This is a genomic window from Undibacterium sp. Dicai25W (assembly GCF_049340505.1).
Taxonomy (GTDB): Bacteria; Pseudomonadota; Gammaproteobacteria; order Burkholderiales; family Burkholderiaceae_D; genus Undibacterium; species Undibacterium jejuense.
Genome location: NZ_JBMPOQ010000001.1, coordinates 200,818 through 214,699, shown reverse-complemented (window position 1 = coordinate 214,699; position 13,882 = coordinate 200,818). Strand labels below are relative to the sequence as shown.

Genomic DNA, 13,882 nt, shown 5'->3' with positions numbered 1-13,882 from the left:
CCTTTATGGGGGCTTTGTGTCGTCACCGTTCTTTGTTTGGCCATCGCTTCTCATCGTCTTGCAGGACAGGTCAAACCCGCCACGCCGTTAGTTCCGCGCGGGTTGCTCCGCCTACAGAAATAAAAAAAGGCACCGCAGAATGAACTGCGGTGCCTTTTCAGATTACTTCAGAGAAGCTTAAGCTTCGCCTTCAGTGACATCAGATGCTGCAACTTCAGGGGCTGGAGCAAAAATCGCTTTTTCTGCATCCAACATTGCTTGACGCTCATCCGCTTCCCACGTTTCTTTCAACTTGCGAGCGCGGTGGAATGCCAGACCTGTACCAGCCGGGATCAGACGACCAACGATGACGTTTTCTTTCAAGCCACGCAGACCATCTTTTTTGCCCATGATCGCTGCTTCGGTCAGAACACGTGTGGTTTCCTGGAAGGAAGCCGCAGAGATGAACGAGTCAGTGGACAAGGAAGCTTTGGTAATACCCAACAAGATATTTTCATATGTTGCAGGGATACCGTTCGCCGCAGTCACGCGATCGTTTTCACCTAACAGGTCAGAACGTTCAACTTGCTCACCAACGATGTAGTTCGTGTCGCCTGGATTAACCACAACAACGCGACGCAACATCTGACGTACGATCACTTCGATGTGCTTGTCATTGATCTTAACGCCTTGCAAACGGTACACGTCTTGAACTTCATCAACGATGTAACGTGCCAGCGCTTCGATACCCAACAAACGCAGGATGTCTTGTGGATCGGCTGGGCCGTCAACAATCATCTCACCCTTGTTCACCACTTGGCCGTCATGCACCAGAACTTGTTTGTCTTTGGTGATCAGGAACTCGTGCTTCTCGCCGTCCATGTCGGTGATTTCCAGACGTTGCTTACCTTTGGTTTCTTTACCAAACGCAACCGTACCAGTTACCTCAGCCAACATACCTGCATCTTTTGGTGAACGTGCTTCGAACAATTCAGCAACGCGTGGGAGACCACCGGTAATATCACGTGTTTTTTGTGATTCAGTCGGGATACGCGCCAGTACTTCACCAACGTGAACTTGCTGACCGTCTTTCACGGTAATCAGCGCACCCACCTGGAAGCCGATCGTTACTGCGTGTTCGGTACCAGAGATCTTGACTTCTTCACCTTGTTCGTTCAACAGCTTAACCTGTGGACGCAGTGTTTTACCTGCTGCGCTACCACGACGTTTCGCATCGATCGCTACCAGTGTTGACAAGCCGGTGACTTCATCTACCTGTTTTGCAACAGTCACGCCTTCTTCGACATTCTCGAATTTCACCGTACCGGTGTATTCGGTAATGATTGGACGTGTCAATGGATCCCATGTTGCCAATGCTGTACCAGCTTTGATCACCATGCCATCTTTAACGATCAATGTTGCACCGTAAGGTACTTTATGACGTTCACGCTCACGACCGTGGTCGTCAGTGATCAGGACTTCACCGGAACGGGAAATCACGATCTGATCGCCTTTACCGTTGGTCACATAACGCATTGTCGCTGTGAAACGGATCGTGCCGTTAGATTTTGCTTCAACAGAAGAAGCCACTGCTGCACGAGACGCCGCACCACCGATGTGGAACGTACGCATTGTCAACTGTGTACCTGGTTCACCGATGGACTGCGCAGCGATAACACCAACTGCTTCACCAGCATTCACCATAGAGCCGCGACCCAGATCACGACCGTAGCACATAGCGCACAGACCGTAACGTGTGTCACATGTCAGTGGTGTACGGACCTTCACTTCGTCGATACCCAGACGTTCGATTTCTTCAACAGAAGTTTCATCGAGCAAAGTACCTGCTTCGTACAGTGTTTCTTGTGTTTCTGGATTAACGATATCGTTCGCAGCAACGCGACCCAGGATCAATTCACGCAAAGGCACGTTAACTTCACCGCCCTCAACGATCGCTTTCATGGAGGAGCCGTTTGCTGTACCGCAATCGTCTTCTACCACAACCAGATCTTGTGTAACGTCAACCAGACGACGTGTCAGGTAACCCGAGTTCGCTGTCTTCAACGCCGTATCTGCCAGACCTTTACGCGCACCGTGAGTGGAAATAAAGTACTGCAGAACGTTCAGACCTTCGCGGAAGTTCGCTGTAATTGGTGTTTCGATAATCGAACCGTCTGGTTTCGCCATCAGACCACGCATACCTGCCAACTGACGAATCTGTGCCGCAGAACCACGCGCACCGGAGTCAGCCATCATGTAAATCGCGTTGAAGGACTCTTGTGTGCCGACAGTACCGTCACGACGTGTTACAGCTTCTACTTTCAGCTGTTCCATCATGGCCTTACCGACTTCATCACCTGTTTTGCCCCAGATATCGACCACTTTATTGTAACGTTCACCCGCAGTTACCAGACCGGAAGCGTATTGCTGTTCGATCTGTTTCACTTCGTGTTCTGCTGTTGCCAACAGAGTGACTTTTTGTGGTGGTACTAACATGTCATCGATACAGATGGAGATACCAGCGCGTGTCGCTAAGCGGAAACCCATTTGCATCAATTGATCAGCAAACACGACCGTTGCGCGCAGACCGCACTTACGGAAGGATGTATCGATCAGTTTAGAAATTTCTTTTTTCTTCAACGCACGGTTCAGTACGGTGAATGGCAAGCCTTTTGGCAGAATTTCTGACAGGATCGCGCGACCAACGGTGGTTTCGTAACGTTTGATTGTTTTAACGAATTCACCAGTGACTGGATCTTTTGGATATTCTGTAATACGCACTGTCACGCGCGTTGCCAATTCCACTTCTTTGTTGTCCCATGCACGGATCGCTTCGGATACGTCAGGGAACATCATGCCCTCACCCTTGCCATTGATGGCTTCGCGGGAACCATGGTACAGACCCAAAACAATATCCTGAGAAGGCACGATAGACGGCTCGCCGTTGGACGGGAACAGAATATTGTTGGACGCCAGCATCAATGTGCGTGCTTCCATTTGCGCTTCGATAGACAGTGGAACGTGAACCGCCATTTGATCACCGTCGAAGTCGGCATTGAACGCCGCGCAAACGAGTGGGTGCAACTGGATCGCTTTACCTTCGATCAATACTGGCTCAAACGCTTGAATACCCAAACGGTGCAATGTAGGTGCACGGTTCAACATGATTGGATGTTCGCGAATGACTTCTTCCAGAATATCCCAAACGACAGGTTCTTGGATTTCAACCAATTTTTTCGCTGCTTTGATGGTTGTTGCCAGACCCATCAATTCCAATTTATTGAAAATGAATGGTTTGAACAATTCCAACGCCATCAATTTTGGCAGACCGCACTGATGCAATTTCAGTTGTGGACCCACCACGATAACGGAACGACCGGAGTAATCAACACGTTTACCCAGCAAGTTCTGACGGAAACGACCGCCTTTACCTTTGATCATCTCAGCCAGAGACTTCAATGGACGCTTGTTCGCGCCTGTCATGGCTTTACCGCGACGACCGTTATCGAGCAAGGAGTCAACCGCTTCTTGCAACATACGCTTTTCGTTGCGTGTGATGATTTCTGGGGCGCGCAATTCCATCAGGCGCTTCAGACGGTTGTTACGGTTAATGACGCGGCGATACAGATCGTTCAGATCTGAAGTTGCGAAACGGCCACCATCCAGCGGTACCAATGGACGCAGTTCTGGCGGCAACACTGGCAACACTTCCATGATCATCCAGTCTGGCTTGATGCCAGAACGTTGGAATGCTTCCAATACTTTCAGACGCTTAGCGTATTTCTTGATCTTAGCTTCAGATTTAGATTCTTTGAGTTCTGTACGCAGAATTTCTGCATCACGATCGATGTCGATAGAACGCAGCAATTCACGGATACCTTCTGCACCCATGAACGCAGTGAATTCATCGCCATGCTCTTCGTATTTAGCAGCGTAGTCATCTTCCGACATGATCTGGCATTTTTTCAGCGGCGTCATGCCAGGATCGGTCACGACGTATGCTTCAAAGTACAGAACGCGTTCGATATCGCGCAATGTCATGTCGAGTACCATACCCAAACGGGATGGCAGAGATTTCAGGAACCAGATGTGTGCAGTCGGGGATGCCAGTTCAATGTGGCCCATGCGTTCACGACGCACTTTTGCCAATGTCACCTCAACGCCGCACTTTTCGCAAATGACACCACGGTGTTTCAGGCGTTTGTACTTACCGCACAAGCATTCGTAATCTTTGATCGGGCCAAAAATTTTGGCACAGAACAGACCGTCGCGTTCCGGTTTGAACGTACGGTAGTTGATGGTTTCCGGCTTTTTAACTTCGCCGTAGGACCAGGAACGGATTTTATCCGGTGACGCCAGACCAATTTTGATCGCGTCGAATTGTTCGTTTGGTTGGACTTGCTTGAAAAGATCGAGCAGGGCTTTCATGTATATCACTCCAGTTAAGCGCTTGAAAACGCTTGGTGGCTGAATGGTGCTGCAACAGAAGGTCTTTCGCCTTACCCTGTTCGCATCAACGGGAGAGCCGGGTCTTTCGACGCTGGTTCCGCTGATACCGGGAACGAAAATCCGCTTCCAAACTGCTGGCTAGCTGAATGACCAACGCCCGAAGCGAATTCGGGCGATGGTTTTACTACTAAATACTTGTTACTACTTAAAAAAACCTGCCACATCGCTATCAAACGCGTAGCAGGCTTTTTGATCAGTTGCGTTCGAGATCGATGTCGATACCCAAAGAACGAATCTCTTTGACCAACACGTTGAACGATTCTGGCATGCCAGCGTCGATCACGTGATCGCCCTTAACGAGATTTTCGTAGACTTTAGTACGTCCATTGACGTCATCGGACTTGACTGTCAACATCTCTTGCAAGACGTAAGACGCGCCGTATGCTTCCAGTGCCCAAACTTCCATCTCACCGAAACGCTGACCACCGAACTGTGCCTTACCGCCCAATGGTTGTTGAGTAACCAGAGAGTAAGGACCAGTCGAACGGGCATGCATTTTATCATCAACCAGATGATGCAGCTTGAGAACGTGCATGTAACCCAGAGTTACTTTACGTTCAAACGCTTCACCAGTACGACCGTCGAACAGTGTTACCTGGTTTTTCGATGGTGTCATACCCAGTTGTTGCGCAATATGGTCAGGGAAAGCCAGATCCAGCATGCGGCGGATTTCACTTTCGTGGGCACCGTCAAACACCGGAGTTGCAAACGGAACACCGTTTTTCAGGTTATTCGTCAATTCCAGGATTTCAGCATCGCTCAAACCGTCGATGTCTTCCGTTTTACCAGATTCGTTATAAATCTTTTTCAGGAATTCACGCAGTTCTTCAACTTGTGCTTTTGCTTTCAGCATTTCGCCGATACGCAAGCCCAGACCTTTAGCAGCCCAGCCCAGATGGACTTCCAGAACCTGACCAACGTTCATCCGTGATGGAACACCCAATGGGTTCAACACGATGTCCGCTGGAGTACCGTCAGCCATGTATGGCATGTCTTCGATAGGAACGATGCGAGAAACCACACCCTTATTACCGTGACGACCCGCCATTTTGTCACCTGGTTGCAAGCGACGTTTAACAGCCAGGTAAACCTTGACCATTTTTTGTACGCCTGGTGGCAACTCATCGCCTTGTGTCAGCTTGGTACGTTTTTCTTCGAAAGCCAGATCAAACTGATGACGTTTCTCGGCGATAGAATCTTTCATCGCTACCAATGCGTTCGCTGCTTCATCTGATGCCAGACGAATGTCGAACCAGTGGTATTTGTCGATGCTCGCCAGATACTCTTTCGTGATCTTGCTGCCTTTTGCCAGTTTAGCTGGACCGCCATCAGCGATCTTGCCATCTAACATACGTTCCAGACGCTCAAATGCATCGCCTTCAACAATACGCAACTGATCGTTCAGATCGAGGCGATAGCGCTTCAATTCATCATCGATAATTTGTTGTGCGCGTTTGTCGCGTTGGATACCTTCGCGAGTAAACACTTGAACGTCAATGACTGTACCAACCATGCCTGAAGGCACGCGCAGGGATGTGTCTTTTACGTCAGATGCTTTTTCACCGAAAATTGCGCGCAACAGTTTTTCTTCTGGTGTCAGCTGAGTTTCACCTTTTGGTGTCACTTTACCGACCAGTGTGTCGCCAGCGGTCACTTCTGCACCGATGTAGACGATACCGGATTCATCCAGACGTGCTAATTGGTTTTCAGCCAGGTTGGAGATATCACGTGTGATCTCTTCCGCGCCCAACTTTGTATCACGAGCAACAACCGACAATTCTTCGATATGAATCGACGTGTAGCGGTCATCAGCAACGACTTTTTCGGAGATCAGGATCGAATCTTCGAAGTTATAGCCGTTCCATGGCATAAACGCGACCAGCATGTTTTGGCCCAGAGCCAATTCACCCATGTCTGTTGACGCGCCGTCAGCCAATACGTCACCTTTAGCAACCACGTCGCCGACTTTAACGATAGGACGTTGGTTGATGTTGGTATTTTGGTTGGAACGTGTGTACTTGATCAGGTTGTAGATATCCACACCAACTTCACCAGCTTGCGCTTCAGCGTCGTTGACACGAATAACAATACGACCCGCATCGATGTAATCTACTTTACCGCCACGCAATGCTTGTACCGTTGTACCGGAGTCAACTGCCACAGTACGTTCGATACCTGTACCGACGAATGCTTTTTCTGGACGCAAGCAAGGAACTGCTTGACGTTGCATGTTGGCCCCCATCAACGCACGGTTCGCATCATCGTGTTCCAGGAACGGAATCAAGGATGCCGCAACAGAAACCACCTGACCAGTTGCCACGTCCATGTACTGTACGCGCTCTGGAGAAACCAGAATTGTTTCACCAGCCTGACGGGAAGAAACCAATTCATCCGTCAATGTACCAGCGCCGTCGATCGTCGCATTCGCCTGAGCGATGATGTAACGACCTTCTTCGATAGCGGACAGGTAATCGATCTGGTTAGTGATCTTGCTGTCGACAACTTTACGGTATGGTGTTTCCAGGAAACCGTACTCGTTCAAACGAGCGTACAACGCCAGCGAGTTGATCAAACCAATGTTTGGTCCCTCTGGAGTTTCAATCGGGCAAACGCGACCGTAGTGAGTTGGATGAACGTCACGTACCTCAAAGCCTGCACGTTCACGTGTCAAACCACCAGGTCCCAGTGCGGAAATACGACGCTTATGCGTGATCTCGGACAATGGGTTAGTCTGATCCATAAACTGAGACAATTGTGAAGAACCGAAGAATTCACGGATTGCAGCAGAAATTGGTTTGGAATTGATCAGATCGTGCGGCATCAGGTTATCGGCTTCAGCCTGACCCAGACGCTCTTTCACAGCACGTTCTACACGTACCAGACCAGCACGGAATTGATTCTCAGCCAATTCACCAACGCAACGAACGCGACGGTTACCTAAGTGATCGATATCATCGACTTCGCCGCGACCATTGCGCAACTCAACGAGGATCTTAATCACAGCCAACACGTCTTCGTTCGACAATGTCATGGCACCAGTCAATTCATCACGGCCAATACGGCGGTTGAATTTCATACGACCCACGGCGGACAAGTCATAACGCTCTTCGCTGTAGAACAAGCCATTGAACAATGCTTCAACGGAATCTTCTGTTGGCGGTTCGCCAGGACGCATCATGCGATAGATCGCTACACGCGCAGCCATTTGGTCTGCTGTGTCATCTGCACGCAAAGTCTGGGAGATGTAAGCACCTTGATCCAGATCGTTGGTGTAAAGAGTTTGAATATCCGTTACGCGTGCATCGCGCAAACGACCCAACAATTCTTCTGTCAGTTCGTCATTCGCGTTAGCGATTACTTCGCCAGTGTCGTTGTCGATGATGTTCTTCGCCAGAACGCGACCTAACAGGTAGTCTTCTGGTACAGAGATGTGCTTGATGCCACCTGCTTCGATTTCACGAACGTGCTTAGCGTTGATGCGTTTGTCTTTAGCAACGATCAGTTTGCCAGACTTGTCAGCAATATCAAAACGTGCAACTTCACCGCGCAAACGTTCTGCGACGAATTCCATCTCTGCGCCATCATTATGCAGATTGAAATTATCGAAGACAAAGAAGTTAGCGAGGATCTGCTCGTTGCTCATGCCGATAGCACGTAACAAGATCGTGACTGGCATCTTACGACGGCGGTCAATACGGAAGAATAAGATATCTTTCGGATCGAATTCGAAATCCAGCCATGAACCACGGTAAGGAATGATACGTGCTGAGAACAGCAACTTACCAGAAGAGTGCGTTTTGCCGCGGTCGTGTTCAAAGAACACACCAGGAGAACGGTGCAACTGGGAAACAATCACACGCTCGGTACCGTTAATAACGAAGGAACCAGTGGTCGTCATCAAAGGCAATTCGCCCATGTAGACTTCCTGTTCTTTCATTTCTTTAACGACAGGCTTGGTCGGGGATTCTTTATCCAGGATCACCAGACGTACTTTCGCACGCAAAGGTGACGCATAGGTCAGACCACGCAGTTGACATTCCTTGACGTCAAATGCCGGATCGCCTAAAACGTAAGATAAGAATTCGAGACGAGCGAATCCATTGTGTGAAACGATAGGGAAAATCGAAGTGAAGGCCGACTGCAGACCCTCATTTTTTCGGTTTGCCGGTGTTCTGTCTTCTTGCAAAAAGCTTTGATACGACTCGATTTGAGTCGCCAGCAAGAACGGAACGTTGTGGACGTTGGCGCGCTTCGCAAAAGATTTACGAATACGCTTCTTCTCAGTAAATGAGTAGTGCATGGACACTCCGTGAGTGACAAGGAAGGATGGAGAATTCAGGATTCCTGTCACAAAATTAAATCAACCCTGCGACAAAAAACCTCAAGTCTCAGCCCTCGGTCTTAATAAACAGCAAAACAACCCTGAACGACAAAGAAGCCAAAGAGGAATCTTCTCTTTCGAGAAGATTCCTGACTTTGACTCTGGCAAACCCGAAGGTTTGCCATGTACAGCATTACTTGATTTCTGCTTTCGCGCCAGCTTCTTCCAATTTCTTTTTAGCTGCTTCAGCATCAGCTTTAGAAACTGCTTCTTTAACTGTTTTTGGTGCGCCATCAACTACGTCTTTAGCTTCTTTCAAGCCCAGACCAGTCAATTCACGAACTGCTTTAATTACGCCAACTTTGTTCGCGCCAACTTCAGCCAGAATTACGTTGAATTCTGTTTGTTCTTCAGCAGCAGCAGCACCAGCACCAGCAGCAGCTGGACCAGCGGACATTGCAGCAGCGGAAACGCCAAATTTTTCTTCGAAAGCTTTAACCAGGTCGTTCAAGTCCATTACGGACATCGCGCCTACGGCTTCCAGGATATCTTCTTTGCTAATTGCCATTTGAAACTCCAATTAATTAATTACATTGATACGGTATTTGACAGAAAGTTCTTACTCTGCTGCGGCTTCAGTAGCTTCAGCTACTGGTGCTGCAGGAGATTCGGATGCTTTCTTCGCGGAAAGTGCTGCCAGAGCACGTGCCATAGCAGATACAGGAGCCTGCATCATACCCAACACTTGTGCCAACAGTACTTCACGCGCAGGAATGCTTGCCAATGCGACAACGCCAGCTTTATCCAGCGATTTGCCTGCATAGTTACCCGCTTTAACAACCAGTTTGTCATTGCCTTTTGCAAAGTCTTGAACGACTTTAGCAGCAGCAACAGCATCGTCCGAGATCGCATAGATCAACGGGCCAGTCATTTCAGAAGCGAGACTTGCAAATACAGTTCCCTCAACAGCGCGACGTGCGAGTGTGTTTTTCAACACGCGCATGTAAACGCCTTGAGCACGTGCAGAAGCACGCAATTGCGTCAAATGACCGACCTGGATGCCACGATATTCAGCCACGACGATAGTCTGAGCAGTTGCTACTTTTGCAGAGACTTCAGCGACGACGGCTTTTTTGTCATTCAGATTGAGACTCACGGTCAACCTCCATTAATGATACTCAGTCGGTACATCGGAATGATGTACTTCCCTCATATCGTTTCGAACACGGCGTCCGAAGTTAGGAGTTTCACTGGCGAACCAGTATTCACTACAAAACTTGATCGGGTACACCATCTGCGTTGGGCTCTGTCGATTGCTCTCCAGATGTTTAACTTAAACCCTAATTTAAGCCCCACGGTCTTTGACACTCTGGATGTTTATTTCCAAACATCCAGCCCAAAGATGCGCCCCGTGCTTTTCAGCACAGGGACTTAATTTTTTTCTTAACCCAGGTTAGCGTGATCAACACGTACGCCTGCACCCATCGTAGATGAGATAGAGACTTTACGCAGATACACACCTTTGCTGGATGCTGGTTTAGCTTTGTTCAATGCTTCGATCAGAGCAACCAGGTTAGATTTCAAATCACCATCAGCGAAAGACTTACGACCGATAGTAGTATGAATAATACCTGCTTTGTCTGTACGATATTGAACTTGACCAGCTTTAGCATTTTTAACTGCTGTCGCTACGTCAGGAGTTACTGTACCAACTTTCGGGTTAGGCATCAGACCACGTGGACCCAAAACTTGACCCAATGTACCAACGATACGCATAGTGTCTGGAGAAGCGATCACAACGTCGAATGGCATATCGCCACCTTTGATGCGTTCAGCCAAATCTTCCATACCAACGATATCTGCACCAGCGGCTTTAGCTTCTTCAGCTTTTGCGCCTTGTGCGAATACCGCTACGCGAACTGTTTTACCTGTACCAGCTGGCAAGACAACTGCGCCACGAACAACTTGGTCAGATTTCTTAGGATCAACACCGAGTTGTACAGAAACGTCGATAGACTCATTGAATTTTGCTGTTGCGCATTCTTTGATCAACGCGATAGCGTTATCAAATGGGTACACTTTCAGACGATCAACTTTAGTTGCGAGCAACTTTGCTTTTTTAGATAACTTAGCCATTACAGACCCTCCACCGTGATGCCCATAGAGCGAGCGGAACCAGCGATAGTACGCACTGCTGCGTCCATATCAGCTGCTGTCAAATCAGCGCGTTTTACAGTCGCGATTTCTTCAGCTTGCGCACGAGTGATCTTACCAACTTTGTCAGTATGTGGCTTAGCAGAACCTTTAGTGATGCCAGCTGCTTTTTTGATCATGTAAGTTGCTGGAGGTGTCTTCATCACGAATGTGAAAGACTTGTCAGCAAATGCGGTGATCACAACAGGAATCGGCATACCTGGTTCCATACCTTGGGTCTGTGCATTAAATGCTTTGCAGAATTCCATGATATTCAAGCCACGTTGACCCAAAGCTGGGCCGATTGGTGGGGATGGATTTGCTTTACCAGCTGGCACTTGCAGCTTGATAAAACCAATAATTTTCTTTGCCATGTTTGGCTCCTTCATTAAATGAGTAGTAGCGCCCAACAACATCATTCAATGTTGCCGGGCTCCTCTGCCTGCTTACTAATTAGTTTTAAAAAGTGCGCTTTAAAACGTCTTTTAACGTACTAATCAACGATATTTTTTACCCGACTCAGACTTTTTCAACCTGAGCAAATTCTAACTCAACTGGTGTTGCACGACCAAAGATCGTTACTGTTACACGTACTTTAGATTTTTCGTAATTCACTTCTTCAACGTTGCCATTGAAATCTGTGAATGGACCTTCTTTAATACGGACAATTTCACCAACTTCATACAATACTTTTGGTCTTGGTTTCTCAACACCGTCTTGCATCTGCTGCAAAATCTTATCAACTTCGTGCTGAGGAATCGGTGATGGCTTATTTGACTTACCACCGATAAATCCCGTTACCTTGCTTGTGTTTTTCACCAAGTGCCATGTATCGTCAGTCATTTCCATTTCAACGAATACATAACTTGGGAACAAACGACGCTCAGTTACTGCCTTACGACCATTACGAACTTCAATTACTTCTTCTGTTGGCACTAAAATACGGCCAAACAAATCTTGCATTTCTGCACGTTCAATACGTTCCAACAAAGCACGGTGGACACTTTTCTCCATGCCAGAATACGCATGCACTGCGTACCATTTTTTAGCACTTTTAGGTACAGACACCTCTGGCGCTGTACCTTGTTCGTTTTCCTGAATGTTATCGCTCATTATTTTTTCCATCCGAGGATTACGTCATACAACAAGAACTCGAGAAACTTATCAGTTCCCCAGAGAAAAATCGCCATGATCAAAACAAAACCAAACACGACCGCTGTGATCTGACCAGCTTCTTTACGTGTAGGCCAAACAACTTTTTTCGTTTCACGAACAGCTTCTTTTGCAAACTCTACAAAATTTCTACCCATGTCCGACACTGCAACCAAGCCAACAGCAATACCCAAACCGACTACCAGTGCAGCAACCCGAACCCAGGTAGACTGACCAGCGAGAATATAAAAAGCAGCAATTCCAGAAACCAGCGCAGCAACTGCCAATATGACTTTATATTTGTCATTGGAAGTACTTACAGTTTGTACGGAATGATTAGACATACTTAATTTACTTTCGGTGCCTTGCGGCCTTGATGGTGGCAGGGGCGGTAGGAATCGAACCTACAACCTTCGGTTTTGGAGACCGACGCTCTGCCAATTGAGCTACACCCCTACTGCTTGTTACCACTTGATCAATATAGCGACCTTGGCAAGTCGCTATATTGCTTTACAACTAAATTATTACTCGATAATTTTTGCAACAACGCCCGCACCAACAGTACGACCGCCTTCACGGATAGCGAAGCGCAAGCCTTCTTCCATCGCGATCGGGTTGATCAGCTTTACTGTGATAGATACGTTATCACCAGGCATCACCATTTCTTTGTCTTTTGGCAACTCGATCGAACCAGTTACGTCCGTTGTGCGGAAGTAGAACTGTGGACGGTAGTTGTTAAAGAATGGTGTATGACGACCACCTTCATCTTTAGACAATACATAGATCTCACCAGTGAAGTGGCTATGTGGCTTGATTGAACCTGGTTTTGCCAACACTTGACCACGCTGGATATCTTCACGCTTAGTACCACGCAACAATACACCAACGTTATCACCAGCTTGACCTTGATCCAGCAATTTGCGGAACATTTCAACGCCAGTACATGTTGTTTTTACTGTGTCTTTAATACCAACGATTTCGATCTCTTCGCCGACTTTAACAATACCGCGTTCGATACGGCCAGTAACCACTGTACCGCGACCAGAGATGGAGAACACGTCTTCTACTGGCAACAAGAATGCGCCGTCAACTGCGCGTTCTGGTGTTGGGATGTAGCTGTCGAGTGCTTCAGCCAATTTCATGATGGCTTCTTCGCCCAATGGACCTTTGTCGCCTTCGAGCGCCAATTTTGCGGAACCTTGGATGATTGGCAAGTCGTCGCCTGGGAATTCGTATTTGGACAGTAATTCGCGCACTTCCATTTCGACCAATTCCAACAATTCAGCGTCATCAACCATGTCGCATTTGTTCAGGAACACGATGATGTATGGAACACCAACTTGGCGAGCCAACAGGATGTGTTCACGTGTTTGTGGCATTGGGCCGTCTGCTGCGGAGCAAACCAGGATCGCGCCGTCCATCTGAGCAGCACCAGTAATCATGTTTTTAACATAATCAGCATGGCCTGGGCAGTCAACGTGAGCGTAGTGGCGACCGGCTGTTTCGTATTCTACGTGAGCAGTGTTAATTGTAATACCACGTGCTTTTTCTTCTGGCGCCGCGTCAATTTGATCGTAGGCTTTTGCTTCGCCACCAAATTTTTTGGACAATACTGTCGCAATCGCTGCTGTCAGTGTAGTTTTACCGTGATCAACGTGACCAATTGTACCGACGTTGACGTGCGGCTTGGTGCGTTCGAACTTACCTTTTGCCATTTTGGACTCCTAA

The 13,882-nt window shown here is 47.9% G+C and carries 9 protein-coding genes and 1 tRNA gene; all 10 read right to left on the bottom strand.

What is annotated here, in order from left to right; genetic code table 11:
• Positions 1-177 precede the first annotated feature (177 nt).
• Positions 178-4,407, bottom strand: a complete 4,230-nt coding sequence (rpoC, locus tag ACO0KY_RS01045) for a DNA-directed RNA polymerase subunit beta' (protein WP_423043523.1) — start codon at positions 4,405-4,407, stop codon at positions 178-180.
• A 274-nt stretch (positions 4,408-4,681) separates the two neighbouring features.
• On the bottom strand, positions 4,682-8,788 hold the full coding sequence (rpoB, locus tag ACO0KY_RS01040; RefSeq protein WP_422990940.1) for a DNA-directed RNA polymerase subunit beta: 4,107 nt from the start codon (positions 8,786-8,788) through the stop codon (positions 4,682-4,684).
• Between the two features lie 214 nt (positions 8,789-9,002).
• A complete protein-coding gene (gene rplL / locus ACO0KY_RS01035) occupies positions 9,003-9,377 on the bottom strand; it encodes a 50S ribosomal protein L7/L12 (protein ID WP_422990939.1) in 375 nt (124 codons plus the stop codon).
• Positions 9,378-9,428: 51 nt separating this feature from the next.
• Positions 9,429-9,965, bottom strand: a complete 537-nt coding sequence (gene rplJ / locus ACO0KY_RS01030) for a 50S ribosomal protein L10 (RefSeq protein ID WP_186913848.1) — start codon at positions 9,963-9,965, stop codon at positions 9,429-9,431.
• Between the two features lie 287 nt (positions 9,966-10,252).
• Entirely contained in the window at positions 10,253-10,945 is a 693-nt protein-coding gene (rplA, locus tag ACO0KY_RS01025; protein ID WP_186913847.1) for a 50S ribosomal protein L1, read from the bottom strand.
• A complete protein-coding gene (gene rplK, locus ACO0KY_RS01020) occupies positions 10,945-11,376 on the bottom strand; it encodes a 50S ribosomal protein L11 (RefSeq protein WP_186913846.1) in 432 nt (143 codons plus the stop codon). The genes rplA and rplK overlap by 1 nt, the downstream gene beginning before the upstream one ends.
• A 145-nt stretch (positions 11,377-11,521) precedes the next feature.
• Entirely contained in the window at positions 11,522-12,115 is a 594-nt protein-coding gene (gene nusG / locus ACO0KY_RS01015; RefSeq protein WP_186913845.1) for a transcription termination/antitermination protein NusG, read from the bottom strand.
• Entirely contained in the window at positions 12,115-12,498 is a 384-nt protein-coding gene (secE, locus tag ACO0KY_RS01010; protein WP_186913844.1) for a preprotein translocase subunit SecE, read from the bottom strand. Before secE ends, nusG begins: the two co-directional genes overlap by 1 nt.
• 36 nt (positions 12,499-12,534) lie before the next feature.
• Positions 12,535-12,610 (bottom strand) — tRNA-Trp (locus ACO0KY_RS01005).
• Between the two features lie 68 nt (positions 12,611-12,678).
• On the bottom strand, positions 12,679-13,869 hold the full coding sequence (tuf, locus tag ACO0KY_RS01000) for an elongation factor Tu (protein WP_423043519.1): 1,191 nt from the start codon (positions 13,867-13,869) through the stop codon (positions 12,679-12,681).
• Positions 13,870-13,882: the final 13 nt, after the last annotated feature.

Coding starts and splice junctions, on each gene's coding strand:
- secE (WP_186913844.1), bottom strand. CDS start 12,498: ATGTCTAATCATTCCGTACAAACTGTAAGTACTTCCAATGACAAATAT.
- rpoC (WP_423043523.1), bottom strand. CDS start 4,407: ATGAAAGCCCTGCTCGATCTTTTCAAGCAAGTCCAACCAAACGAACAA.
- rplK (WP_186913846.1), bottom strand. CDS start 11,376: ATGGCAAAGAAAATTATTGGTTTTATCAAGCTGCAAGTGCCAGCTGGT.
- nusG (WP_186913845.1), bottom strand. CDS start 12,115: ATGAGCGATAACATTCAGGAAAACGAACAAGGTACAGCGCCAGAGGTG.
- rplL (WP_422990939.1), bottom strand. CDS start 9,377: ATGGCAATTAGCAAAGAAGATATCCTGGAAGCCGTAGGCGCGATGTCC.
- rplA (WP_186913847.1), bottom strand. CDS start 10,945: ATGGCTAAGTTATCTAAAAAAGCAAAGTTGCTCGCAACTAAAGTTGAT.
- tuf (WP_423043519.1), bottom strand. CDS start 13,869: ATGGCAAAAGGTAAGTTCGAACGCACCAAGCCGCACGTCAACGTCGGT.
- rpoB (WP_422990940.1), bottom strand. CDS start 8,788: ATGCACTACTCATTTACTGAGAAGAAGCGTATTCGTAAATCTTTTGCG.